Source organism: Parvibacter caecicola, from assembly GCF_003725335.1.
Taxonomy (GTDB): domain Bacteria; phylum Actinomycetota; class Coriobacteriia; order Coriobacteriales; family Eggerthellaceae; genus Parvibacter; species Parvibacter caecicola.
The window spans coordinates 139,812-165,457 of the sequence record NZ_QIBY01000001.1; the positions used below are offsets into that span (position 1 = coordinate 139,812).

The following is a 25,646-nucleotide window of genomic DNA, read 5'->3' on the forward strand; positions in this document are numbered from 1 at the left end:
CGGGGTTACGCGGAGGTTACCGTGGCGGTAATGGTGCCATCGGACACCGAGATGGCGAGGGATTCGCCGGGGGCGGTTTGGGCCACCGATTTCACCACGCTGCCGTCAGGGGCGCGGGTGACCGAGTAACCGCGGGCCAGAATGGTGAGCGGCGAGAGGTCTTCGAGGCGGGCCGCCGCCAGGGAGGCTTCGGCGTGGAAGCGGTGGGTGAGGTGGCCGGCGATGCCCTGCATCTGGGCCTGAGCCTGATCGACGGAATGGCGCTGGCGGCCAGCGATGGAGCCAGCGCAGCGGGCCAGGCGCCCTGCGAGCCCCTCCAGTTGCTGGCGGTTGTGCTCCAAGGCGCCGGGAAGGGCGCGGGAAAGGCGATCGGAGAGGCTGTCGAGCGTGAGCGCCTCGCTGTCGAAGAGCCGCTTCGGTTCGCTGAACAAGGGCAGGAAGGCGTAGCGCTGCAGCTGGGTGCGGTGCAGGGCGAGGCTTTTACCCATCGCGGCGGAGAGGCGGCCGCCCAAAGCGGTGAGGGACCCTTCCAGCGCCCCTTTGTCCGGCACCACCGCGTCGGCGGCGGCAGTGGGGGTAGAGGCACGCAGATCGGCCACCATGTCGGAGATGGTGGTATCTGGCTCGTGGCCGATGCCGGTCACCACGGGCACGGGGCAGGTGGCTACGGCGCGGGCCACCCGTTCGTCGTTGAAGGGCATGAGGTCTTCGAAGGAACCACCACCGCGGCCGAACACGATCACCTCGGCCCCGTTGTAGGCGGCCATCTGAAGGCCGTACACCAGCCATTCCGGCGCTTGGGGCCCCTCCACCGGCACGCCCGCCAGCAGCACTTTCGCCAGCGGAAACTGGCGGCGCAGGGTGCGCAGCACGTCGTGGACGGCCGAGCCGCGGGGCGAGGTGACCACACCGATGGTGAGAGGGTAGGCGGGCAGGGGCCGTTTGCGCTCGGGGGCCATTAGCCCTTCGGCCTCCAGTTTGCGGGCCAATTGGTCCACCTGCAGCCGCAGATTGCCCTCCCCTGCCAGTGTGTAGCTTTCCACATCGAAGTTCATGCGCCCTTTGGAGGCGTACACCGAAAGGTGCCCTTTCACTTCGATAACCATGCCCACCGAAAGCGGCGCCCCCATGCGCTGGTAGCGCTCGTTCCACATGAGGCAGGACAAGCTGGCGGAGGCGTCCTTCAGGGTGAAGTACACGGCGCGGTAGCCGGCCTTCGCGTTAACCTCGGACACCTCCCCTTTGATGGTGAAGGGAAAGCGTTTGAACGATTTGTTGAAGGAATTGAGGAACTCCGAGACGCTGAGGGGCTCAGGGGCGCCCACGTGCCCCGCCGCCTGCGCCAGCGACTCGTCTGCGGTAGGCGCGGCTGCGGGGGCCGAGAAGTCGGAAACCTTCATGGGGCGTTAGTCGCGATGCTGGCCCAGCAGCCACAGCAGCTGCAGGACAGAGGTGAGGGCGGCCGCAACGTAGGTGAAGGCGCAGGCGCGCAGCACGCTGCCGGCGCCGGAGCGTTCCTGGGCCGGCAGGCCGATTTGCCCCATGTACACCATGGCCCGGTTGGAAGCGTTGAACTCCACCGGAAGCGTTACCAGCTGGAACAGCACCACGGCGGCGTACATGATGATGGCGATCATGATGAGGTTGTTGCTCACCAAAAAGATGCCGATAATCAGCACGAATACCCACAAGTTGGAGGCCAGGTTCACCACCGGCACGATGGCGGTGCGCACCTTCATGGGGCTGTAGTCGCTGGCGTACTGACAGGCGTGCCCCACTTCGTGGCAGGCAGTGGCGGTGGCGGTGATGGAACGGCCGTCGTAGGCGTCGGGGGAAAGGGTGACGGAATTGGTGCGGGGGTCGAAGAAGTCCTGCCCGGGGCCTCCCCGGTGCACGGCCACGTTGGTGATGCCATAGTAGGACAGCATCTGGCGGGCGCACTCGGCGCCGGTCATTCCGTTTGCGATGGGCTCGGCGGAGTACTTCTTCAGCTGATGGTTGACGTAGAACTGCGCCCCCATGCCGATGATCAGGGTGAGCACTACAAGGGTAAGGTAACTCATGGTTTCATACGCTCCTCTGCGGTTCGGTTTTGCCCCAGTTTAGCAAACCTTCGGGCCTCCGGCGCGCAGCGGAGGCGCAAGTCATCAAGCCTTCAAGCTATGGGCGCTCGGCGCCGAACAGATCCAGCGCCTCCTGGGTGAGCATGAACCGGGCCGCTTCTGGAATCACCCGGGCGGTGAAGGGGGTGGTGTAGGTGGACACTTCGCCGTCGTACTGGATGGAAAGGGGCGGATCGGACTGGATGCGCACGCTGCTGGTGCGGAACACCTCGATGCCCTCCCCGCGGTCGGGGAACGATCCGTCGCGGTCCAGCACGCAGGCGATGAAGGCGGGGATGAGGCCCCAGGCGTCGCGGGTGTGCATTACCACCACGTCGAACATGCCATCGCGCGGAAGGTTTTCATGCACCACGGCAATATCGAATTGGATGCGGGAGAAGTTAATGAGCAGCACCCCCACTCCTTCGGTTTCCACCGTTTGGCCGTCCATCTCCAAGGTGAAGTGGGCGAACTGTGGCGTGGGGTTGGTGAGGGCCGCCTTGAAGTAGGCCAGCTCCCCCAGCACCCGTTTCGCGGCCGCCGCCTCCTTCATGATGATGGCATCGTAGCCGGCGCCGGCCATGATGGAGAAGCCGAACTTGCTACCGTCGGCCACCTCTATCTCCCCCAGGTCGAAATCCATGGAAAGCCCGCCTTCGGCCAGCTTCGCCAGCGCATGGGGCTCGTTGGGAAGCAGCAGGTTCATGGCCAGGAGGTTCGCGGTGCCCGCCGGGATGAGCTGGATGGGGATGCCGCTGCCGGCCAGTTCGTAGGCAACGCCGGCCACGGTGCCGTCTCCGCCGGAAGCCACCACGAAATCGAAATCGGAGGCGTCTTCCAAGAGCTCGCGCAGAGGGGTGGTGCCGTCGGTGGCCCGCAGCTCGATGCGGTCGCCGTCCTGCATCATGGAGCGGATGTAATCGTAAACCGCCCCTTCCCCGTAGCCAGACAGCAGATTATTGATCACCAGTACTTTCACAGGTTTCCTTTCCATTGATATCATGAATACTACTACAACCGATTAGCAAGACGAAGGAAGTCCTCTGTGTACATAGACAATCAAGAGAGCCTTGAGGCATTTGTGCGCCGCGCCCGCTCTTCTGGTTTGTTGGCCATCGATACCGAGTTTTTGCGGGAATCCACCTACTATCCGAAACTGTGCCTGCTGCAAATGGCCACCGATTCGGAAGTGGTGCTGATCGACCCGTTCAAAGTGCCCGACCTTGCGCCGCTGCGCCCCCTTTTGGAAGACCAGTCCATCGTGAAGCTGTTCCATGCGGGCGGCCAGGATTTGGAAATCATCTATCGCAAGCTGGGGGTGCTGCCCACTCCCCTCTTCGACACGCAAATCGCCGCGTCGGTGCTGGGCCATCCGCAGCAAATCGGTTACGGCGCCCTGGTGGCGGCCATGTGCGGCAAGGCGCTGAAGAAATCGGACTCGTTTACCGACTGGTCGCTGCGGCCGCTGAAGGAGTCGCAGCTGGAATATGCTGCCGACGACGTGATCTACCTGCCGCAGGTTTATCGCGTCATGATCGAGAAGCTGCAGGCCAAGGGGCGCGAACAGTGGTTGCAAGCGGAATTTGATGAGCTGGGCAACCCCGCCCGCTACCATGAAGATCCACGGGAGCGCTATAAGCGGTTGAAGCGGGGCTCTAGCCTGAACCGCCGCCAACTGGCGGCGGCGCGGGAAGTGGCCGCCTGGCGCGAGCTGAAGGCCCAGCGGGTGGACCGCCCCCGCAAATGGGTGCTCACCGACGAGCAGATAGTGGAGGCCTGCAAGCGGGGCGCCCGCACCATCGACGAGCTGTTCATGGTGCGGGGCGTCCGGGAAAAGCTGAGCACGCGGGACGCGCGGGAAGTGGTGGCGCTCATCGCCAAGGGCATGGATTTGTCCGAAGACCAGCTACCCAAGCCGGAGCGCCCCTCCAAAAGCGAACCCAACGTTGACATTCAGGTGGACCTCATGGAGGCGCTGGCGCGGCTGCGGGCCAAAGAGAGCGACATCGCCCTGCACACCCTCGCCAGCCGCGACGATTTGGCGGCGGTGGCCCGGGGGCATCGCAACGTAGCGGTGCTCAAAGGATGGCGCCGCACCATTTTAGGCAACGAGCTGCTGGATTTGGCCGAAGGCCGTATCGCCTTGGCAGTGAGCGAAAACCAACTGAAGATCATTCCCCTTTCATAGGGGTCTTCCCCTCTTCCGCCAGCTGTTGGTTCCACTTGGCGAGGTTGGAGTTGTAGCGCATTTGGATGAGCTCCAGCACGACGGCGAACACCATGGCGAAGTACACCATCAGCTTCTCCACGTGCATGCCCAGAAGTTCGATATCGGTGTGGAAACCAGAGGAATCCAATACCAGCAGGACGCCGATAGCGGTGATAAACACCAGCGCCAGAATCTTCATCTCCGCATGACGATTGATGAAATTGGAAATGGGGTCGATGAACACCATCATAATGATGATGGCGATGATGACGGCCAGGATCATGATGATGAGGTGCTCGGCCAGGCCCACGGCAGTAATCACCGAATCGATGGAGAACACGAGGTCCATCACCATGATGGTGCCCACCGCTTGGGGCAGCGTGATGGCGTGCAGCGCCTTGTGCTCTTCGGAGGTTTCCGCCTTCACTTCGGTGAGCTTCAGGGTGTCCATTAGCTCGCGAATGCCCTTGTACACCAAGTAGGCACCGCCGGCCAGCATCACCAAGTCGCGCACCGAAAAGCCGTGGGAGTAAGCCCCCAGGCTGATGGTGAACAAGGGGTTTACCATGTGCACCAAAAACGAGGCAAAGCACAAAAACAGGACTCGCATGATAAGGGCGCCAGCCAAGCCCATCTTGCGGCCAATGTGCTGCTTGTCGGCGGGCAGACGGTTGGTAGTGATGGAGATGAATACAATGTTGTCAACGCCCAGGATGATTTCCAGGAAAATGAGGGTGATGAGGCTAATCCACGCCTCCGCCGTCAAGAAGATCGAAAGATCCATTTCTCTCCTTTGCTCCGTTGTTTTGCCGCCCTGAGAAAAAAACATGGCCCACGCATAGTGTGAGCCATGAGTCTTGCTGATTAAGGTTGACCAGATGAAGATTCACCAGGATGTTGACCGAACCGCACGCCAGTGCCAGCTACTCCCTCAAGGGTTGCGCTAAACCATAGAGCACCGGCGCCGAAGGCGCAATGGTATAATCCCCCGCACGGAAAAAGTTCATAGGAGTTTACATGCAACTGCCTGACTTCGCTTCGTTTTTTTCGGGTCGCAAGCCGGTGAAGAAGATCCAAGACGGTAACCTGGTTTACCTTGACGGCGCTCCCCTTCTAGGGGCTCTCAAGCTGCCGCGGGTAGCCGTTATTGGCATGGCCGTTCTGATGGGAGTGGCCGCTGCGCTGGGCGTGTGGGCATTCTCCCAGTACTATGATGCTACCGCCAACGCTCCTAAGAGGGCCCAGGAGGAGCTGCAGGCCAATCTTTCCCGTGAAGTAGATCTGGGGTTGCCGGTTCTGTCCAGCTTCGTGGGGGCTGACAACCAGACCATCATCGCCGCCGTGGAGGAAACCGGCGCCACCATCATGAACACCACCTCGGAAGACGAAGCCGATGCCGGCGATTTGGAACTGGCTAAACTGCCGGAGGGCGTAGGGCTCGATCAAGCGGCGGCCGTGCGGCTGCAAGGGGTTACCAAGGCCTCTCCGGCTCAGGCAGCTTTGCTGCTGAACGGCGCTTGGACCATGAACGTGGTGCGCTCCAACGACGGGGTTTCCTACCGCCTTCATTACTGCGACCTTTCCGCTACCTCTGCCGAGAGCGCCATTGCGGCCGCCATGGCCGCAGAAGGCTTCCCGGCAGAAACCGCCACCGAGGCCGGCGTGGATGATGCGGGCAATAACTTCCAAACCGGAAAGATAGACGTGAGCGGCACCACCTGCACTTGGCGGGTTTCGGTGTGCCCCCTGTCAGCCGTCTACGACATTTCCGGTTTCCCGGAAGGGGCCCAGTACGTGGGCATCCGCCTCACCGTCTAAGCGCGGCCGGCCATAGCGAAAAAAAAGAGCCCCGCGGGGCTCTTTTTTGCAACCGGTTTCGCTTTAGTATTGCAGCCCCGGGTACAGGGGATGGGCCGCCAGTATGTTGTCGATGGTGCTTCGCACCTCGGCCAGCACGGCAGGGTTGTCTTTGCCGAACACCGTCTTCGCGATGCAGGCGCCCACGGTGGCGAAGTCGGCCGCCGTGAGGCCGCGGGTGGTGGCTGCGGCGCTGCCGACGCGGATGCCGCTGGTGACAAAAGGGGAAAGCGGTTCGTTGGGAATGGAGTTCTTGTTCACGGTGATGCCCACCGATTCCAGCAGCTTCTCGGCCTCTTTGCCGGTAACCTGGGCCGGCGTGAGGTCTACCAGGCACAGGTGGTTGTCGGTGCCGCCGGAAACCAGTCGCAGGCCGCCTTGGGCCATCCCCTGCCCCATGGCCTGGCAGTTTTCGATGATGTCGCGGCCGTACTGGCGGTAAGCGGGTTTCAGCGCTTCGCCGAAGGCCACGGCCTTGCCGGCTATGACGTGCATGAGGGGGCCGCCCTGGGCGCCCGGGAAAATGGCCTTGTTGATGCGCTTGGCCAGCTCTTCGCTGTTGGTGAGGATGAAGCCGCCGCGGGGGCCGCGCAGGGTTTTGTGGCTGGTGGAGGTGACCACATCGGCAAAGGGCACGGGGCTGGGATGCAGCCCCGCCGCCACCAGGCCGGCGATGTGGGCCATGTCCACCACGAAGTAGGCGTCCACCGCCTTGGCGATGGCGGCCATGCGCTCGAAGTCGATGACGCGCGGGTAGGCGCTGGCGCCGCCGATGATCATCTTCGGGCGGGTTTCCTTTGCCAGCTTCTCCATGGCGTCGTAGTCGATGAGTTCGGTTTCCGGGTCAAGGCCGTAGGAGACCATCGAGTACATCAGGCCGGAGAAGTTCACCGGAGAGCCGTGGGTGAGGTGGCCGCCGTGGTCGAGGCTCATGCCCATCACCGTGTCGCCCGGCTTCACCAGGGCCAGGTAGGCGCCGAAGTTGGCGGATGCCCCGGAGTGGGGCTGCACATTGGCGTAGTTCGCGCCGTACAGCTCGCAGGCCCTCTCGCAGGCCAGCTGCTCTACCACGTCCACCTTCTCGCAGCCGCCGTAATAGCGCTTGCCCGGATAACCTTCTGCGTACTTGTTGGTGAGCACGCTGCCCACCGCCTCCATCACGGCGCGGGAGGTGAAGTTCTCAGAGGCTATCAGTTCGATGGAATCGCGCTGGCGGGCCAGTTCGGCATTGAGGGCGTCGGCAATCTGCGGGTCTTCCCCGCGCAGGAAATCAAGGGCCATGGGCTCTCCTTTAGGTTGAAGGGAAAGTGCGAGAAAAGGATTCTACCCCTCTTGGGGCGGGGCGAACTGCTGCGGGCCGAATTTGTCCCGAAGTGCCTTCTGAACGCAATCGGGCACGAAATTGCCCAAGGGGCCCTGCATGGAGGCTATCTCGCGAACGATGGAAGAAGACAGGTACATGTAGTGGGGCGGCGACATGATGAAAATGGTTTCCAGCTGCGGGTTCAGCTCGTAGTTCAGCGCCGTCTGCTGGAACTCGTACTCGAAGTCGGTGATGGCTCTCAGCCCCTTAATGACGGCAGTGGCCCCCATCTTGTGAGCGAATTCCACTAGCAATCCCTCCAGAGGAACTACGTGCACGTTGGGCAGGTGGGCAGTGGCCTCGCGGGCCAGCTGCACCCGCTTTTCGAGGGGGAAGAGGGGGTTTTTCTTCGCGGAGGGGGCAACGGCCACGATAATCTCGTCCGCCAGGTGGGTGGAGCGGGTGATGATGTCCAGATGGCCGGAGGTGATGGGGTCGAATGTGCCGGGCACGAGGGCGCGCTTCAATGGGGACTCCTTTCTCGGTGGGAAAAAGGATAAGGCGCCCGCGCCCTATCCTTGCCGTTTCGTTGGCGATTCGCTGGAAAACGAAACGTTTATGCTGCTTTCGGCGCGCCTTCGTCCGTCGGTTGCCGCTTTGACAGCTTCCGCTTCTCCATGGCGTCCACCACTTGGGCCACGGCGCCGTCGCCGGTGACGTTCACCGTGGTGCGCATCATGTCCAGGATGCGGTCGACGCCCGCCACAAGGGCGATGCCCTCCAGCGGCAACCCCACGCTGCCCAGTACCAAAGCCAGCATAATCATGCCGGATCCGGGAACGCCTGCGGTGCCAATGGAGGCCAAAAGCGCCGTGAGCACGATGGTCACTTGGGCCCCGATAGACAGGTCGATGCCGAATACTTGGGCGATGAACACCGCGCAAATGCCCTGGTAAATGGAAGTGCCATCCATGTTGATGGTGGCTCCCAGCGGCAGTACAAAAGAAGTGACCTCCTTGGAAACCCCCATCTTTTCAGCGCATTCCATGTTGATAGGCAACGTGCCCATGGAGGAAGCGGAGGCAAAAGCGAAGCTCATTACCGGTGCTTCGCCCTTTAGAAACTTCAGTGGGCTGCGGCGGGCCAAAAACTTAATGAGGCAGGTGTAGACCATCGCCACCTGCACCACGCAGGCGATGGCCATGACGGCAATCAGCCACATGAGGGGCCCCAAAATGTCGGGGCCGTTGATGGCCACCACCGGCACCAGAAGCCCGAACACTCCCAAGGGGGCCAGATACAGGATGCCCTGCATCACCTTCATGCACACCTCGCTCATGGCAATGCAGAAGTCCTTTACGATGGCCGCCTTCTGGCCCACGAACATGATGCCGAAGCCGAAGAACAGGGCGATGACAATTACCTGCAGCATGGTGGCCTGCACCATGGGGTCGAGGAAGTTGGACGGGAAGATGTTCACGAGGGTGTCCATGAAGGTGGGCGCCTCGGCCGCTTCGTAGGACAGCTCTTCAGCGGAGAGGGTGTAGCCGGCCCCCACGTTCAGCACGTTGGCGAACACCAGTCCGATCACCACCGCGAACACCGTGGTGAGCAGGTAAAGCACGATGGTTTTTCCGCCGATTGAGCCCACCTTGCGGGCATCGTCGAGGGAGATGACGCCGCAGATGATGGAGAACAGCACCAGCGGCACGCAGATGAACTTCAAAAGGTTGAGGAAGATGGTGCCGAAGGGCTTGATGTAGGTGGAGGCCACATCGGGGGCACCTTGCATGAAGAAGCCCACGACAACACCCAGCACCAGCGCGATGAAAATCCACGTGGTGAGGGAGAGCTTCTTGAACCAGGGCGTATGGGGCACGGCGGCGGTTTCCGTCATCTTGATCCTCCTTGCAGTGAAACCATGGCGCGAAAAAGGGGAAGGCAGAGCCCTCCCCTTTTTTTAAGAATTAAGCGTTAGCGGCGGTCGGTGAGCAACCGGTTCAGGGCATTCAGGTAAGCCTTGGCGGAGGACACGATGATATCGCCGTCGGCGCCGCGGCCGGTGAATATCTCGCCGCCCGATGCCTTCACCCGCACCGTCACCTCGCCCAAGGCGTCGATGCCGCGGGTGACCGACTGCACCGAGAACTCGGAGAGGTCGTTGTCCACCTGCACGATGGCGTCGATGGCCTTGTAGATGGCATCGACGGGGCCGGTGCCCCATTCGCATACGGTGCGGGCGATGCCGTCGGGGCCGGTGAGGGTTACCGTGGCAGTGGGCTTCAAGGGGAAGCCGCAGCTCACCTGCACGGAGGTGAGGGCATAGACAGCGGTTTCCTCGCGGTCGCGCTCGTTCACCAGCGACTCCAGGTCCTCGTCGTACACTTCCTTTTTCTTGTCGGCCATGTTCAGGAAGGCCTCGTAGATCTTGTCCAGCTCTTCGCCGGAGAACTCGTAACCCAGCTCTTCCAGGCGGTGGTTCAGGGCCGCGTGTCCGCTGCGGGCGGTGAGCACGATCTGGCTGGCGCCGGCGCCCACGTCGGCGGGGTCGATGATTTCGTAGGTGTCGCGCTTCTTCAGCACGCCGTCTTGGTGGATGCCGGAAGAATGGGCGAAGGCGTTGGCGCCCACGATGGCCTTGTTCGCCTGCACGTTCATGCCGGTGATGGAGGAAACCAGGCGGCTTGCCTTCACGAATTCGCGGGTGTGGATGTCGGAGTGGGCGTTCAGCTCTTCCTCGTGCATGCGGATGGCCATCACCACTTCTTCCATGGCGGTGTTGCCGGCCCGCTCGCCCAGGCCATTGATGGTGCACTCCACCTGGGTGGCGCCGTTCTTAACGCCGGCCATGGCAAGGGCGGTGGCCATGCCTAAGTCGTTGTGGCAGTGAACGGAAACGGTGACGTTCTCGATGCCGCGCACGTTCTCCATCAAATAGGCGATGCGGGCGCCGAACTCCTCCGGCAGCGAGTAACCGGTGGTGTCGGGGATGTTCACCACCGTGGCGCCGGCATCCACCACCGCCTGGATCACCTTCACCAAAAAGTCGTAGTCGGAACGGCCGGCGTCCTCGGCGTAGAACTGCACGTCCTCCACGAAGGTTTTGGCGTAGGACACCGCATGCACCGCCCGCTCGATGCACTGCTCTTCGGTGATGCGCAGCTTATCGCGCAAGTGCGAGGGCGAAACCCCCAGGCCGGTGTGGATGCGGGGGCGCTTGGCGTACTTCAGGGCGTCGGCGCACACCTCGATGTCCTTGTCGATGGCGCGGGTGAGGCCGCACACCACCGCTTTGTCCCCCGCCAGTTCGGCGATGCGGCGCACGCTCTCGAAGTCGCCGGGGCTGGAGATGGGAAAGCCCGCCTCGATGATGTCCACATTCAGCCTCAGCAGCTGGCGGGCGATGACGAGCTTTTCCTCGGTATTCATGGAAGCGCCCGGCGATTGCTCGCCGTCGCGCAGGGTGGTGTCGAAGATGTTGATCTTTCTAGTCATGGGCATAAGGTCCTTTCCCTTGCAATCCCTTTATGCGTGGTTCCGAATGATAGCAGAACTGCCGCAGTTGACGGCGCTTTTCTACAGTGCCAGCCGCCACAAGTCCAGGCCCGGAATGGCCTCCCGCAGCTGCCGCAACAGCTTGTCGGAAACCTCTCCGGTCACGTTGACGAAAACAAGTGCGCTGCCATCGGGGGAAACGCCGATTTGCATGGTGGTGATGTTGACGTCGGCGTTGCCCAGGAGGGTGCCGATTACGCCGATGCGCCCCGGCGCGTCCTCGTAGCGCAGCAAAAGCGAGCTCTTCGAAGGCACCATGTCTATCTTGTAGCCCATGAGGGACACAATGCGCGGCGCCTGGCTGATGCCGAACACGGTGGCCGCCACCTCGGTGCCGTCCGCCATCGCCCGCACCGAAGAGGCGTACTCTTCGGCATCCGGCTGCAGCACCACATCCAGTTTGATGCCGTGGCGCGCCGCCACCGCTTCGGCGTTGGCGGGGGTGATGCTGCCCACGCGGCGGTAGGACAAAAGCCCGTCCATGAGGCCGGCAATGAGCACCCGGATGTCCGACTGGGCCAAAAGGCCGCAGGCTTCGATTTTGAGCACCTTGGGCATCTCGCCGTTGATTTGGGTGAGGATGCGCCCCATCATCTGGCAAGCGGGGGCATAGGGGCCCACCAGGTCAACCACATCGGGGGGAAGCGGGGAGATGTTGATGGCGGTGGGCACGATGGAGCCCTCCAGCCCCTCCCACACGTATTCGGCGATCTGGGCGCCGGCCCGGTGCTGCGCCTCGTAGGTGACGGCGGCGATATGGGGGGTGAGGATGGCGTTGGGGAACTCATGGAGGGGGCTCATGGTGCAGGGCTCCTCTTCGAACACGTCGATGCCGCAGGAGCGCACCTTCCCCGCCGCCAGGAAATCCGCCAGCGCCTTTTGGTCCACGATGCCGGGGCGGGCGGTGTTGACCACGATAACCCCGTCTTTCATCTGGGCGAACTGCTGCGGGCCGAACATGTGGTGGGTGTCTTCGGTGAGGGGCAGGTGCACGGAGATGAAATCGGCGATGGCGCAGATCTCGTCCACGTCTTCCAGCAGCGTCACCCCCAGCGCCTGGGCCCGTTCGGGGCTGCAGTAGGGGTCGTGCCCCACCACGTTCATGCCGAAGGCGCGGGCCCGTTCGGCCACCAGGCCGCCGATGCGGCCTAGCCCGAAGATGGCCAGCGTCTTCTCGTACAGTTCCACGCCGGTGAAAGGCGCGCGCTCCCACTGCCCCGCATGCATGGAGGCGTTGGCCTGGCACACGTTGCGGGCGCAGGCCAAAAGGAGGGCGAAGGTGTGCTCGGCGGCGGTAACGATGTTGGAAACCGGGGCGTTGCACACGATGATGTCCCGTTCGGTGGCCGCTTCGATGTCGATGTTGTCCACCGTCACGCCGGCACGGCCGATGATCTTCAGGTTTTGGGCGGCGTCCAGGATGTCGGCGGTGACGTTGGTGGCCGAACGCACGATGAGAGCATCGTAGTCGGCGATGGCCTCGGCCAGCGCTTGCGGCGAAAGGTCCAGCTTAACGTCCACCTGATAGCCCTTTGCCTCCAAGGTCTCAAGGGCCACGTCAGCGATTTTCTCGGTTACCAGCACCTTCTTCTGGCTCATGGCGCCCTCCTTGCTCATGGCGTTCTGCCCTAGCCGTGGATCTTCTCAAATTCGGCCATGTAGGCCACCAGCGCCTCGACGCCCTCTTTGGGCATGGCGTTGTAGATGGAGGCGCGCATGCCCCCTACCGAGCGATGGCCCTTGATGGACTCGATGTTGTGGTTCTTGGCCTCCGCCACGAACAGGGCGTCCAGTTCGGCGTCGCCGGTGACGAAGGGCATGTTCATGAGGGAGCGGTCCTCTTTGCGGGCCGTGGCCTTGAACAGGCGAGAGGAGTCCAGGTAATCGTAGAGGATGGCCGCCTTTTCCTGGTTGCGCTGCTGCATCGCCGAAAGGCCGCCCATCTCCTTCAGCCACTTGAACACCAGGCCGCAGATGTAGATGCCGTAGGCGGGCGGGGTGTTGGAGAGGCTCTTGGCCGCCACCTGGGTGCTGTAGCGCATGATGGAAGGGGTGAAGGGAAGCACGTCTTCCCGCACCAAATCGTCGCGCACGATCACGATCACCACGCCGGCGGGGCCGATGTTCTTCTGCACGCCGCCGTAGATCAGCCCGTAGTCGGCAACGTTCATGGGTTCGGAGAGGAACATGGAGGACACGTCGCTCACCAGCGGCTTACCCTGGGTATCGGGCAGCTTGGGATAGCGGGTGCCGTAGATGGTCTCGTTCTGGCAGATGTACACGTAATCGGCGTCGGGGGAAATCTCCAGGTTGTCCAAGTTGGGGACGTAGGAGAAATTGCCGTCCTCAGAACTGGCGATGCAACGGGCGTCGCCGTAGAGCTTGGCTTCCTTGAAGGCCTTTTTCGACCAAGATCCGGAAACGATGTAGTCGGCCACCTTGTTCTGCATGAGGTTCATGGGGATAGCGGCGAACTGCTGGGTGGCACCGCCCTGCAAGAACAACACGTTGTAGTTGTCGGGGATGGCCATAAGTTCGCGAAGGTCCGCCTCGGCGGTTTCGATGATGGAGGCGAAGGGCTTCGAGCGATGGCTCATCTCCATCACGGACATGCCCGTTCCCTGGTAATCGAGCATTTCAGCGGCTGCCTGGCGCAGCACCACTTCGGGTAGAACTGCGGGACCGGCGGAAAAATTGTAAACCCTGCTCATGTCAGCCTTCTCCTATGCTGTTGAAACCGCAGGCGCGGTTTGGTGGGCGAAACAGCATGAATTTTACCTGAGCAGGGGCGCGCTGGGCGCAAGGTTCGGCCTGCGGGGGCCCAGGGAGCGTTAGAACTCGCTCTTCAGGGGGCGATCCACCAATTCCCTCACCACGTCCTTCGGGGAAACCCCTTCCCAGGTTATGGCGCGAACGCCGTCGCACAGCGGAAGCTCAAGGCCAAAGAAGCGCTCCAGCACCTCCACGTTCTTGCAGGCCTGGGCCCCTTCCACCACCATGTGGGTGTCGGCGGAGAAATCCTCCAGGCTGCGGCCGCAGGCAAGGTAGTCTTGCCCGAAGCGGCGGTTTCGGGAATGGCGCGACATGCAGGTGACCACGGCGTCCCCGGCCCCGGCCAGCCCCATGCAGGTGAGGGCGTCGCCGCCGGCAACGGTTACCAGGCGGCTCATCTCCGCCAATCCGCGGGTGATGATGGTGGCGGCGGTGTTGTCGCCGAACCCTAAACCGTAGCTCAGCCCCACCGCGATGGCGATGATGTTCTTGTAGGCGGCGCATATCTCCACTCCCACCGGATCGCGCGAGTCGTACACGCGAAACCGCGGGTTGGCCAGCAGGTCTTGGAAGGTGCGGGCGGTGGAGGCCACGCAGCTGGCGGCCACCGTGGCCGACGGCACCCCGTTCACCACTTCTTCGGCGTGATTGGGGCCCGATATCGCCGCCAGTCGCTCCAGCGCCCCCAAGGTTTCCGTGAGCACCTGCAGGGGCAGCGCCCCGGTTCCCTCCTCGATGCCTTTGCTGCACACGGCGATGGGCAGCTGCGGCGGGCAGAAGGGCCGCATCTGGCCGGCCATGGTGCGCAGCAGCTGCGAAGGCGTGACGATGAGGGCTGCATCGGCCCCTTCAAGGCAATCCTTTAGGGAAGCGGTGGCCCGCACGTTCTCCGAGAGGCGGGCGTCGGTGAGGTAGCGGGGGTTTGCGTGGTGGCTGTTGATGTGGTGGGCCACTTCGGGCTTGCGGGCCCAAAGCCGCGCCTCGTGGCCGTTGGCGGCAATGGTCTGGGCCAGGGCGGTGCCCCACGATCCGGCGCCGATGACAGATACTATGGCCATGGAAACCCTCTTTCGAAACGATGCTTCAGATGGCGGAGCGGGGCGCTAAGCCGCCTTCTGCCCCAGCTTGCGCTCGGTGCCGTCGGCCAGTCGCTTGATGTTGCCCCGATGGGCCCAGATGACCACCAGCGCCGTTACCAGGCAGGCGGCTACGGACAGCGGGTGCCCCCAGAACACGAAGAGCGCAATGAATGGGCAGCCGCAGGCGGCTGCCAGCGACCCGGCGGAAACGTAGCGGGTAAGGGCCACCACAACGGCGAAAATGGCGATTTCCACCAGCGCTGCCGCGGGGCCGAAGGTGATGAACAGGGCCCCCACCGCAACGGCGATGCCCTTGCCCCCCTTGAATTTCAGCCAAGGGGTGAAGATGTGCCCCAGGGTGGCGGCCATGAAGGCGGCCACGGTGCAGGTGCGCTGAATGGTGGCGGCGCCGGCAAGGATGGCCTCGTCGCCGCTCAGGTGCATGGAGTATCCCACCGCCAGCGCCCCGGGTACGCCGTCGAACAGGGCCCCTTGCAGCCAGTTTGCCACGGCAAGCCCCAGAGCGCCCGCTAGAAGGCCCTTGCCGAAGTCCAGCAGGAACACGGCGGCCCCTCCCCTTTTCCCCAGCGTGCGCAGGGCGTTGGTGGAGCCGATGTTGCCCGAGCCGCTCTCGCGGATGTCGCGGCGGTAGAACACCCGCGATATGATCACGCCCCAAGGGATGGAACCCAGCAAAAAGCAAGCGACGAAGAGCAGCGCCTCGAAGAGGTGGATGAGCAGCATGGGCTAGTCCTTCTTCTTGAAGCGGAGCCGAACGGGAGTGCCGGTGAGGGGGAAGGCCGCCCGCAACCGGTTTTCCAAGTACCGCTCGTAGTTGTCGTCCACCACGTCGGGGCGGTTGCAGAAGAAGGTGAACCGCGGCGGCTTGGTGGCCGTTTGGGTGACGTACTTCATGCGCAGGATGGCCTTGCCCTTCGACACCGTGTGGCCGCTCTCGCGGATGGTGGTGAGGAAGGCGTTCAGCTTGCCAGTGGGGATGACCTGCGAGTAGTTAGCGAAGGCCTCCTCCACGGCGTCCCAGATGCGCTGCACTTTCTTGCCGGTGAGGGCCGAGATGGCCACCACCGGGGCGTAGCCCACGAACGTCATGCGGTCGGCGATGCGATCGCGGATCTTTTGCTTCTCGTCGGGGCCCTCTACCAGGTCCCACTTGTTCAGCACGATGACCATGGCGCAGCCGCGCTCGGCGGCGTAGCCGGCCACCCGCTGGTCCTCGTTGGTGAGGCCGATGGAGGAATCCACTACCAGAAGGGCCACATCGGCGCGGTCGATGGCGCGCATGGCCCGCACGAAGCCGTAGTACTCCACGTCCTCGTCTATCTGGCTTTTGCGGCGCAGGCCGGCGGTGTCCACGATGCGGTACAGGGTGCCCTCGTGGTCCACCAGGGTGTCGATGGCGTCGCGGGTGGTGCCGGCCACGTCCGACACGATGGAGCGGTCGTTGTCGGTGAGGCGGTTGGTGAGAGAGGACTTGCCCGCGTTGGGCCGTCCGATGATGGCCACGTTGATGGCCTCCACCTCGTCTTCGCCCCCCACTACTTCCAGCTCGCGCAGGTGCTTCACCACTTCGTCCAGCAAGTCGCCGGTGCCGTGGCCGTGCATGGCGGAAACCGGCCAAGGATCGCCCAGCCCCAGCTGGTAGAACTCCCACAGCTGGTCTTCATGCTTGGTGCTGTCCATCTTGTTGGCCGCCAACAGCACCGGCTTCTTCGCCTTGCGCAGGATGCGGGCCACTTCCTCGTCGTCGGCGTTGACGCCCACCTTGCCGTCCACCACGAAGATGATCACGTCCGCTTGGCGGGCGGCTTCCAGCGCCTGGGCGGTGATGGAGCCTTGGAACGAATCGTCGCTGCCCACCTCGATACCGCCGGTGTCGATGAGCTTGAAGTCCACGCCGTTCCAGTCGGCGTTGTGGTAGCTGCGGTCGCGGGTGACGCCGCGCATTTCGTGCACGATGGCCTCGTCAATTTGGGCTATGCGGTTCACCAGCGTGGATTTGCCCACGTTGGGGCGGCCGACGATGGCTACGATGGGCAAGGGCATGGGGCTGATCCCTTCTGTTCGGTTTCGCTGGGTGCAGCGGCTTCTAAGCGTGCGCTGCCAGCGCGATTATCTCGTTCAAATACGCATTTAGATTACAGGATACCACCGTAAGCGGTTTTCCCGCCGCCTTTTCGATGGCGGATACGCTCATGTCATCCAGCGTCACGCCGTTATGGTTGAAAACCACCGAGGGTATGAGGAAGGGGCCCTCATCCGGCGACGCGGCGATGGCGGCCGCGATGTCTTGGCCGGTGAGCAGGCCGGTCACGTTCACGTTGCCGCCGAAGTAGCGGTTGGCCACGGTGAGGGCGCTCAAGTGGCCGCGAAGGGGGCTCTCCTCCAGCATCCGGTCGAGGAAGGGCTGCATCGCCTCGCCGATGATGTAACGGGGGTGCGCATCGGCCGCCTTCAGCGCTTCGGCGCAACGGGCCATGAGGCCGTTTTCCTGCGCCTCGCGAAACTCGTCCACGTAAGAGCGGATGATGCCGATGCCGTCTTCGAACATCTCGTAATCGCCGTAGTCGCTGGCGGGGGGCACCTGCTCGGGGGTGGCGGCGCCGAAGGCGTTGCCGTAGAACTCGTCGGCGGCGTACACCCAAGGGTTGCCCCGTTCGGCCCGGGCCTGTTGCTGGAAGGGTCCTATGGCCTCGATCACCGCCCGTGCGTCCTGCGGCGCGGTGAAGCTCTTCTCGAAACGGGTTTGGTGCTTGGTGAACCCCAACGGCACGATGCCCACCGAAAGGATGTTGGGGCGCTGCCAGGCCCACTCCAGAGTTTCTCTCAGTACGTCGCCATCGTTGATGCCGGGCATCAGCACAATTTGCGCATGCACCTGGATGCCCGCGTCAAGCAGCCGCTCCAGCGCCGCCAGCCCCCAGTCGGCGTGGCGCCCTATGATGCGGCGGCGCACCTCCGGGTTGGCGGCGTGCAGGGAAACCCGCAGCGGGGAAATGAACTGCTCTTTGATGCGCTCTTCGTCTTCGGCCGACAGGTTGGTGAGGGTGACGAAGGTGCCCTGCAGGAAGCTGAGGCGGAAGTCGTCGTCCCGCAGCACCAGCGAACCGCGCACATCGCGGGGCAGTTGCTGCATGAAGCAGAAGATGCAGCCGTTGCGGCAAGTTTTCACGGAATCGAACAGGGCATCGGCGAACTCGAAGCCCCAGCTCTCCCCCGGCTCGCGCTCCAGCTCGACTTCCCCGTTTTCGCCGTCCAGGTCGATGTAGCCCACCTCGATGGCGTCTCCGTCGGAAAGCCAGCGCCAGTCGATGATGTCGCGCAACGGTTGGCCGTCCACGCTGGTCAGGTAGCAGCCGGGCTCGAATCCGGCGTCCCAGGCGGGGCTTCCCTCTTCCACTGCGGCGATGCGGGCCCGCGGGGCGGTTTTCGCGGCCCTGTCGCAGGCGGATTTCTCGATGTCGGCGCTGGGGTAGATCATTAAAGCTCCCGCAGCTTCTGCTCCACCGCGTGAATTTGGGATTCGGGGGTGGAGGCGCCGGCGGTCACCCCTACCGTGGCACAGCCGGAAAACCACGCAGGGTCAAGCTCGGCTGCCGATTCCACATGGTAGGTGTGGGGTGCGGCAGCGGCGCAGATTTCCGCCAGGCGCGTGGTGTTGGAGGAGTTGCGCCCCCCTATCACCACCATGGCGTCCGCCTCTGCCGCCACCTTCGCCGCCGACTCTTGCCGTTCGGCGGTGGCGGCGCAGATGGTGTCCATCACCCGGGGTTCAAGCCCCTGGGCCTTCAGCTGCCCCAGCACTGCATCGAGGTTTTCCCGCCGCTGGGTGGTCTGCACCACAACGCCGATGGGGTCGTAGAGGCCTTCGGGCACGTCGGCGGGGCTGCCCACCACATCGGCTTTTCCGCCGGCTTCGGCGGCGAAGGCGGCTATGCCCTCCACTTCCGGATGGCCCGCCTCCCCCACGATGATGACCCGGCAGCCTTCTCGCGCCAGCCGCGCGGCCGCCTTCTGGGCGCGGGCCACGTAGGGGCAGGTGGCATCCACCACGGCGGCGCCGGCCCCCTTAAGGGCCCGCAGCACGCTGGGGGGCACCCCGTGGCTGCGCACGATAACGGTGGAGCCCTCCGGCAGCTGCTCTAAGGAGCGGGCCACTTCGATGCCCTCCCGTTCCAGTTCTTCCACCACCTGAGGGTTATGGATGAGCGCCCCCCAGGTGAACACCTGGTCGTGCTGCTCGTTGGCCTCAAACGCGGCGTCCAATGCCCGCTGCACGCCGTAACAGGCCCCGGCGCACTGGGCCCTCAGCACCTTCACTGCTTCTCCTGTTTCGCCTTGGCCAGCGCGGCAGCCACCTCGGCTGAGCTGTGGCGCTCAACCGGGTGCTCGGCGAAGGCGGCGCTGTAGTCTTTGGCGGAAGGGAACAGGGCGGCCATGTCCACCTCCTCGGCGGGAATGCGCTGGGAAAGCGCGAAGCATTCCCGCATGGCGTACCAGGTGCAGGCGTCCAGCCGCTCCTCTTTGGGAAAAAAGTCGAAGTCGCCCACCAGCAGCGGTTGGCCGAATTCGACGGTGATCTTGGGGAAGCGGAGCCATTTGCCCTTCTGCTTCACCAGCTCGGCGTTGCGCACCGTCATGGGCAGGATGGGCGCTTTGCCCATGCGGGCGATGAAGGCGGCGCCGGAATGCAGCTTCATTTCGGCGGTGCCGCGGCCGCGGCGGGTGCCTTCCGGCAAGATGCCCACCAGCTCGCCGCTCTTCAGCATGGAAGTGGCCCGTTTGATGGCGCCCCGGTCGGCGGAATCCCGCTTCACCGGAAACGCCCCAACCCGCGAGAGGGCCTGGCCCAGAAGGCCGCCGGCGTTGTCGAACAGCGAATCGCGCCCCATCAGGCGAATCCACTGGGAGGGGCGGGCAGAGAGGTACATGAACACCACGTCCAAAAACGAGGTGTGGTTGCACACCACCAAAACGCCGCTCACGTCTTTGAAAGCGCGCAGGTTCTCGCGGCCGTCCACCCGGTAGCGCCACAGCAGCTTGCACAGGAACCCGACTACCGCGAAAGCAAGGTTCCCGAACCAATGGGGAATGTGCCGCTGCCCCCGCTCGCCGGGGAGCGGCAGGTCCCACATCTCGCTTTGGGGCATGAACAGGCTCACCGGGCCTCATCCCCTTGGGCGCCCTTCTTGCGGGCCAGCCCGCAAATCTGGTCGATCACGTCCTCGATGTAGGTGCCGGTGGAATCCATGTGCACGGCGTCCGCGGCCGGTTTCAGCGGCGAGGCGGCGCGATTGGAATCGATGTCATCGCGGCGGATGATGTCCGCCAACACGATTTCGTAGTCGATGGAGCCCACGCCGCGGTCTACGTTCTGGCGCACGCGGCGATGAGCGCGCTCTTCGGGGCTGGCGGTGAGGAACACCTTCACTTCGGCGTCGGGGAACACCACCGTGCCGATGTCGCGGCCCTCCACCACGTAATTGCCCGCGCGGCCGATGCGCCGCTGCTGGTCCACCAGGGCAACCCGTACCGCAGGGCAGGCGGAAACCGGGCTGACGGCGCGGTCGATGGCGGCGGTGCGAATGGCGCTGGTCACGTCAACGCCATCGATGGCCACCGTCTGGGCGCCTCCGTCGCGGCCGAAGGAGATGGGGCAGTTTCGGGCGATGTCCTCAAGGCCGGCGGCGTCGTCCAGTTCAACGCCGCGGTGCTGGGCCATCCAGGCCACCGCCCGGTACATGGCGCCGGTGTCCAGGCAGTCGAAGTCCAGTTTCTTGGCCACTGCCTTCGCGACCGTGGACTTTCCGGCCCCGGAAGGGCCGTCGATGGCGATGATCATCTAGCGCTCCAATCTTTTGATATCTTCGAGGAAGCGGGGGTAGCTCACTGCCACGGCGCCGAAATCGCGCACCCCCACGGGCCGGTTGCCGCACAGCCCCGCAAGGGCCCAGGTCATGGCCAGGCGATGGTCGCCATGGGAATCGAACACCAGCCCTTCGGGCACCTCCAGTTGCGGGTTGCCCTCTATCAGAAGGTTGTTCCCCTCTTCCCAGGCATCCACCCCCAAAAGTTCCAGCCCTTCGATGATGGCGGCCAAACGGTCGGTTTCCTTAACCCGCAGCTCCCCCACCTCTTTGAAGACGGTGACGCCGTGGGCATGGGCCGCCACCAGCGCGAGCACGGGAATCTCGTCGATCAGCGACGCGATGTGCTGGGCGGGAATTTCGCAACCCCGCAGCTGCGGGGTGTAGGTTACGGTGATGGAGCCGTTGGGCTCTTTGCCCTCCTGCCCCTCGTGGCGTTCTTCCACGTTGGCCCCCATGCGCTCCAGCGTGCGCAGGAAACCGATGCGGGCGGGGTTCAGTGACACGTTCTTGATGCAGATGGAGCTGCCCGGCTTCAGCAGCGCCGCCGCCGCCAGGAAGGCGGCCGACGAGGGATCGCCGGGCACGTGCACCGTGCTGGCGCTCAAGGTGCTGGGGCCGGTCACCGAAGCGGTGCGGGTGGCGGCCGTGGTGGCCACGCCGAACTCCGGCAGCATCAGCTCGGTGTGGTTGCGGGAGGGCGCCGGCTCGTTCACCGTGGTGGTGCCGTCGGCGAAAACCCCCGCCAGCAGCACGGCCGTTTTCAGCTGGGCCGATGCCATGGGCGCATCGTAGGTGATGGCGCGCAGGGCCGGGGTGCCGGTTTCCGTTATGGGCAGCAGCTCTTGGCCCGCCGGCGCGAACTTTGCCCCCATCTTCATGAGGGGGGCGGTGATGCGGCGCATGGGGCGACGGCGCAGCGAACTGTCGCCGTCCAGCGTCACTGTGATGGGCCATGGGGCCAAAATGCCCATCAGCAACCGCACGGTGGTGCCGGAATTGCCGCAGTCGATGGGCCCTTGGGGCTGCGCGGGGCCGGCGGCGCCCCAGCCCTCCACAGTGCCGGCCAGGCTGCCGTCTTCCTGTACCGAAAGGTCCACCTTCGCCCCCAGCTGGGCCACGGCGCTCATGGAGGAGCGCACGTCCTGGGAGTCCAGCACGCCGGAGAGCTGGGACGTACCTTCCGCCATGGCGGAGAACAGCACGGCGCGGTGGGAGATGGACTTGTCGCCCGGCACCGTGGCGGTGCCGGAAAGCGGGCCGCTCAGCGGCTCTATCACTTGCACGTCATCACTCGACATGGGCATGCTCCTTAACCATGAGGGGGCTAAACGATACGGAGTAACCGGCATTGATGAGGTCGATGGACAGTTTGCCCACATTCCCCTCGTCGGTCAATACCAGCGAAAGCACGGCGTTGCCCTCGCTGATGTGGTCGATCTCGATTGATTGTATGTTGCAGCCGGCGGCGCTGGCGATGGTGGTCACTTCCGCTACCACGCCGTTACGGTTGATCATGGGGATGCGCACCTCCAGCAGCTTGTCGGTGGAGGGCACCCAAGCGGCCGGCAGGCTGCGGCGGGCGTCGCTGGCCTGTTGCAGCAGTGCGGTGAAGCGGCCCCGGTCGCCCGCTTCAAGCGCCTCGGAGAACTGGCGGATGATGGAGCCCATCTCATCCAGACCTTCGGAAAGCGCCTGGGCGTTGTCGAAAGCGATGCCGCACCACAGCTTCGGGGAGCCGGCGGCGATGCGGGTGGTGTCCTTGAAGCCGCCGGCCGCCAGCCGCATGAGCGACTGGGAATCGTCGGCGTGGTTGCTGGCCAGCTGCATCAGGCAGGCCGCCACCATATGGGGCACATGGCTGACGATGGCTACCGCCTCGTCGTGCTCTTCGCGGGGCAGCGACACCACGCGCGCCTCGATGCCGGTTATCAGCTCGTGCAGATGCTGGAAATTCTCCGGCACCGTGGCGCTGTCGGGGCACAGGATCCAGTTGATGCCCTTGAACAGGTCGGCCCGGGCGCCGGCGATGCCGCTCTGTTCCGAGCCGGCCATGGGGTGCCCGGGGATGAAATCGCAGCTGGCGGGAAGCAGCAGTTCGGCGGCTTCCAAGATGTGGGCCTTGGTGGAGATGGTGTCGGTCACCACGCCGGAGAAGCCGCAGTCGGCCAACAGGCGGAAGTAGTCGTCCACCGCCGCCACCGGAGTGGCGATCACCGCCAGCTGGCAGCTGTTCGCCAAGTGATCGGCCAGCGCTTCGTCGGTGGGCAGCAGGGCCCGGTCGGCCCAGCCCTTTTCTTCGGCGATTGCCAAAGTGGGCGCGTCGGTGTCCACGCCCACCACGTGAACAGCGGGGTTCGCCTCCTTCACCGCGCCGGCAAACGAGGCCCCGATGAGCCCCAGGCCGATGACGCAGATGGATTCAAATCCCAGGTTAGTGCAATGCGATTGTTCCGCTTTCACTGTTCGTCCCGTTTCCCTTTCCGTAAAAATAACCGGATGACTCGGCAAATTTCAAACCTTAGCAGTCGCCCGCGCAGGCGGCCAGCTCGGCCACTTCCCCATCGGCGAGCAGCCGCCATTGGCCCGGCGCCAAATCCCCCAACGTGAGGCTCGCCAAGCTGCAACGGTGCAGCTGCAGCACCGGGTGCCCCACCGCCGCCAACATCCGTCTCACCTGCCGGTTGCGGCCTTCGGTGATGGTCAGCTCCACGATGCGGCGGCCGCCCTTCAGGCTCCATCCCAGCTGGGCGGCAACGGTGCGGGCCTGGGACAGCGGCAGAACGCGCCCGCGGGCCGGCAGCGTGGGACCGTCTTCCAGCAGAACGCCGTTTCGCAGCGCCTCCATCTGCGGTTCCGTGGGCTGCCCTTCCACCAGGGCAAGGTAGGTTTTCTCCACATGGCGCCGCGGATGGATGAGGCTGTTGCCCAGTTGCCCGTCATTGGTGAACAGCAGAAGGCCGGTGGTGTCGGCGTCCAGGCGCCCCACGGGGAAAAGCCCCGGATATTGCTCGGCGGGCACCAGCGATGCCACGGTGGCGCGCCCTTGGGGGTCGTCCATGGTGGTGAGCACCCGCGGGGGCTTGTGCAGCATCAGCGCTACGGAGCTTTCCGGCGGCCTCACCACCGCCCCGTCCAGCGCAACCTCGTCGGCGCCCGGCACCACGGTGGTGCCCGGTTGCGAAACCACGGCGCCGTTCACCGTCACGCGCCCTTGGGCTATCAGCTGCTCGCAGGCGCGCCGCGATGCCACGCCGCTGCGGGCCAGGTACTTCTGAAGCCGCTGGGCCTCTGGGCTACTCATCGTCGGTCTCGAACACCAGGGTGTCGAAGTCGATCTTTTCCACCGCGCCGCTAAGTGCCGTGAAGGCGGCGGTCACCGCGGCGCGGGCAGCGTCTTCCAAAGGCGCGCCGGCGCCGTCTTCCGTGCCTTGGGGGGCAGGCGCTTGCAGCCCCTCGGCATCTGGGGCGTCCTCTCCGTCCGGCACCGCTTCCACCTGCACGCGCACGGCCGACAGCCGCTCCGCCACCAAGCGCCGGGTGGCCTCGTCGGGCACGAACTGCGCCAAGTCGGGAAGATCTGCCACCGAGCGCAGCCCGAACTTCTCCAAAAACGTGCGAGTGGTGCCGTAGAGCACCGGGTTGCCAGGGGCGTCGGCCACCCCCATTTCCCGCAGCAGCCCCTTTTCCACCAGGGAGTTCATGGGACTGTCGGAGTTCACACCGCGCACCGAGGCCACCTGGCCGCGGGTGACCGGCTGGGAATAGGCCACAATGGCCAGCGTTTCCATGGCGGCCGCCGAAAGCTTGCGGGTGTCCCAGGAAACCACGTACTTCTCGATCAGCTCATGGTAGGCGGGGTGGGTGAACAGCCGCCAGCCGCCGGCCACCTCCCGCAGCTGGATGCCGCGGTTTCCGCTGGTCAGCTGCTCCTGCAGCGCCAGAAGGGCGCTTTCCGCCAGGCTCACGTCGCACTCCAGCATTTCGGCCAGGGTAACGGCGCTCACCGGTTGGTCGGTCACGAACAAGAGGGCTTCCAGCGCCCCGGGCAGGTCCGCTTCGGTTATTCCCTGAAACAAGGCTCTCGTCCTTCCCTATTCCTCGATAGATGTCAGGCCGTGCTGTTCGTCAAGCACCAGTTCGCCCGATCCTTCGATGTAGTCCACCATGATGTCGCCAAAGGGGTTGGGCTGGTTCAGGTGCACCATGGCCCGCTTGAACAGCTCCAACAGCGCCAGAAACGTCACCACCAGCACTTCGGTTGGCGTGTCCTCGGTTACCAGCTCGCTGAACTTCAGATGCTTTTTGTTGCGGATGCGCTGATGGATGGCGCGCACGTGCACCTCCACTGGCAGCGGTTTCGCGGCGATGTGCTCGCTTTCCAGTAGAAACACCTCGCGCCGCGCGTAAGAGCCGGCAGCCATCAGTCCCAGGGCGTCGGTGGTGACGCCCTTCAGGAAGTCGGGCATCACCTGCAAAAACACGGCATCGGGCCCGAAGGGGCGGCTGTGCATACGCCCTTCCGCTTCGAAGCGCTCGTACAGGGCGCCGGCGGCGTTCTTGTACTTCTTGTAGTTCATCAGCCGTTCCACAAGGATGTCCCGCGCCTCGTTGGGGGAAAGCTCCGCCACGTCCTCGTCCAGCTCGATTTGCGGTTTGGGCAGAAGGCTTTGGGCTTTGATTTCCAGAAGCGTGGCCGCCACCAGCAAGAAGTCGCTGGCCACATTCAAATCCAGCGCCTTCAAGCGCTGGATTTCCGCCAGGTACTGGTCGGCGATTTCGGTGATGGAGATGGAGCCGATATCCACCTTATCTTTGCTCACCAGCGAAAGCAGCAGCTCGAATGGGCCGTCGAAGTTCTCGATTTTCACGCGATACGACATC

24 protein-coding genes are annotated in these 25,646 nt (G+C 64.0%); 2 read left to right on the forward strand and 22 right to left on the reverse strand.

What is annotated here, in order from left to right; all coding sequences use genetic code 11:
- Nucleotides 1-5: 5 nt before the first annotated feature.
- The 3 genes from xseA to DMP11_RS00630 form a co-directional block, all read right to left on the reverse strand.
- A complete protein-coding gene (gene xseA / locus DMP11_RS00620; RefSeq protein ID WP_123184558.1) occupies nt 6-1,400 on the reverse strand; it encodes an exodeoxyribonuclease VII large subunit in 1,395 nt (464 codons plus the stop codon).
- Between the two features lie 6 nt (nt 1,401-1,406).
- Entirely contained in the window at nt 1,407-2,063 is a 657-nt protein-coding gene (locus tag DMP11_RS00625; protein ID WP_123184559.1) for a zinc metallopeptidase, read from the reverse strand.
- Between the two features lie 97 nt (nt 2,064-2,160).
- On the reverse strand, nt 2,161-3,081 hold the full coding sequence (locus DMP11_RS00630; RefSeq protein WP_123184560.1) for a diacylglycerol/lipid kinase family protein: 921 nt from the start codon (nt 3,079-3,081) through the stop codon (nt 2,161-2,163).
- A 66-nt stretch (nt 3,082-3,147) separates the two neighbouring features.
- Between DMP11_RS00630 and rnd the strand changes: the two genes are divergently transcribed.
- Entirely contained in the window at nt 3,148-4,290 is a 1,143-nt protein-coding gene (gene rnd, locus DMP11_RS00635) for a ribonuclease D (protein ID WP_123184561.1), read from the forward strand.
- Here rnd and DMP11_RS00640 read toward each other — a convergent pair.
- Nucleotides 4,274-5,095, reverse strand: coding sequence for a TerC family protein (locus DMP11_RS00640; protein ID WP_123184562.1), 822 nt, complete (start codon nt 5,093-5,095; stop codon nt 4,274-4,276). The two genes, rnd and DMP11_RS00640, sit on opposite strands and share 17 nt — an antisense overlap.
- Before the next feature lie 233 nt (nt 5,096-5,328).
- On the opposite strand from DMP11_RS00640, the gene DMP11_RS00645 reads away from it, so the two are divergent.
- Entirely contained in the window at nt 5,329-6,129 is an 801-nt protein-coding gene (locus tag DMP11_RS00645; protein WP_123184563.1) for a teichoic acid transporter, read from the forward strand.
- A 63-nt stretch (nt 6,130-6,192) separates the two neighbouring features.
- On the opposite strand, the gene glyA is transcribed toward DMP11_RS00645, so the two are convergent.
- The 18 genes from glyA to DMP11_RS00735 form a co-directional block, all read right to left on the reverse strand.
- The gene (gene glyA / locus DMP11_RS00650; protein ID WP_123184564.1) at nt 6,193-7,449 is read right to left on the reverse strand and encodes a serine hydroxymethyltransferase; all 1,257 of its coding nucleotides are present in this window, start codon (nt 7,447-7,449) and stop codon (nt 6,193-6,195) included.
- 42 nt (nt 7,450-7,491) lie between these two features.
- Nucleotides 7,492-7,998, reverse strand: coding sequence for a pantetheine-phosphate adenylyltransferase (gene coaD / locus DMP11_RS00655; RefSeq protein WP_123184565.1), 507 nt, complete (start codon nt 7,996-7,998; stop codon nt 7,492-7,494).
- Between the two features lie 89 nt (nt 7,999-8,087).
- On the reverse strand, nt 8,088-9,368 hold the full coding sequence (locus DMP11_RS00660) for a dicarboxylate/amino acid:cation symporter (protein ID WP_123184566.1): 1,281 nt from the start codon (nt 9,366-9,368) through the stop codon (nt 8,088-8,090).
- 77 nt (nt 9,369-9,445) lie between these two features.
- Nucleotides 9,446-10,966, reverse strand: a complete 1,521-nt coding sequence (locus DMP11_RS00665; RefSeq protein ID WP_123184818.1) for a 2-isopropylmalate synthase — start codon at nt 10,964-10,966, stop codon at nt 9,446-9,448.
- 81 nt (nt 10,967-11,047) lie between these two features.
- Entirely contained in the window at nt 11,048-12,625 is a 1,578-nt protein-coding gene (gene serA / locus DMP11_RS00670; RefSeq protein WP_123184567.1) for a phosphoglycerate dehydrogenase, read from the reverse strand.
- Nucleotides 12,626-12,654: 29 nt separating this feature from the next.
- A complete protein-coding gene (gene serC, locus DMP11_RS00675) occupies nt 12,655-13,737 on the reverse strand; it encodes a 3-phosphoserine/phosphohydroxythreonine transaminase (RefSeq protein WP_123184568.1) in 1,083 nt (360 codons plus the stop codon).
- A 120-nt stretch (nt 13,738-13,857) separates the two neighbouring features.
- Nucleotides 13,858-14,856: an NAD(P)H-dependent glycerol-3-phosphate dehydrogenase gene (locus DMP11_RS00680; protein WP_123184569.1), complete on the reverse strand. Its 999-nt coding sequence runs from the start codon at nt 14,854-14,856 to the stop codon at nt 13,858-13,860.
- A 45-nt stretch (nt 14,857-14,901) separates the two neighbouring features.
- Nucleotides 14,902-15,621: a glycerol-3-phosphate 1-O-acyltransferase PlsY gene (gene plsY, locus DMP11_RS00685; RefSeq protein ID WP_123184570.1), complete on the reverse strand. Its 720-nt coding sequence runs from the start codon at nt 15,619-15,621 to the stop codon at nt 14,902-14,904.
- Between the two features lie 3 nt (nt 15,622-15,624).
- Nucleotides 15,625-16,941 carry a ribosome biogenesis GTPase Der gene (gene der / locus DMP11_RS00690; RefSeq protein ID WP_123184571.1) on the reverse strand — a complete coding sequence of 439 codons (1,317 nt, stop codon included), beginning with the start codon at nt 16,939-16,941 and terminating at the stop codon, nt 15,625-15,627.
- A gap of 43 nt (nt 16,942-16,984) precedes the next feature.
- On the reverse strand, nt 16,985-18,376 hold the full coding sequence (locus DMP11_RS00695; protein ID WP_123184572.1) for a DUF512 domain-containing protein: 1,392 nt from the start codon (nt 18,374-18,376) through the stop codon (nt 16,985-16,987).
- Complete coding sequence (ispH, locus tag DMP11_RS00700; protein ID WP_123184573.1) at nt 18,376-19,215, reverse strand: 4-hydroxy-3-methylbut-2-enyl diphosphate reductase; 840 nt, start codon at nt 19,213-19,215, stop codon at nt 18,376-18,378. Before ispH ends, DMP11_RS00695 begins: the two co-directional genes overlap by 1 nt.
- Nucleotides 19,212-20,057, reverse strand: coding sequence for a lysophospholipid acyltransferase family protein (locus DMP11_RS00705; RefSeq protein WP_123184574.1), 846 nt, complete (start codon nt 20,055-20,057; stop codon nt 19,212-19,214). Before DMP11_RS00705 ends, ispH begins: the two co-directional genes overlap by 4 nt.
- Entirely contained in the window at nt 20,054-20,737 is a 684-nt protein-coding gene (gene cmk / locus DMP11_RS00710) for a (d)CMP kinase (protein ID WP_123184575.1), read from the reverse strand. The genes DMP11_RS00705 and cmk overlap by 4 nt, the downstream gene beginning before the upstream one ends.
- Nucleotides 20,738-22,063, reverse strand: a complete 1,326-nt coding sequence (gene aroA, locus DMP11_RS00715) for a 3-phosphoshikimate 1-carboxyvinyltransferase (protein WP_123184576.1) — start codon at nt 22,061-22,063, stop codon at nt 20,738-20,740.
- Nucleotides 22,053-23,225 (reverse strand): prephenate dehydrogenase/arogenate dehydrogenase family protein, encoded by a 1,173-nt coding sequence (locus DMP11_RS00720; RefSeq protein ID WP_123184577.1) that lies wholly within the window; start codon nt 23,223-23,225, stop codon nt 22,053-22,055. The genes aroA and DMP11_RS00720 overlap by 11 nt, the downstream gene beginning before the upstream one ends.
- 58 nt (nt 23,226-23,283) lie before the next feature.
- Nucleotides 23,284-24,066 carry a pseudouridine synthase gene (locus DMP11_RS00725; protein WP_123184578.1) on the reverse strand — a complete coding sequence of 261 codons (783 nt, stop codon included), beginning with the start codon at nt 24,064-24,066 and terminating at the stop codon, nt 23,284-23,286.
- Entirely contained in the window at nt 24,059-24,841 is a 783-nt protein-coding gene (gene scpB, locus DMP11_RS00730) for an SMC-Scp complex subunit ScpB (RefSeq protein ID WP_123184579.1), read from the reverse strand. Before scpB ends, DMP11_RS00725 begins: the two co-directional genes overlap by 8 nt.
- A 15-nt stretch (nt 24,842-24,856) precedes the next feature.
- A complete protein-coding gene (locus tag DMP11_RS00735) occupies nt 24,857-25,645 on the reverse strand; it encodes a segregation and condensation protein A (RefSeq protein WP_123184580.1) in 789 nt (262 codons plus the stop codon).
- Nucleotide 25,646: the final 1 nt, after the last annotated feature.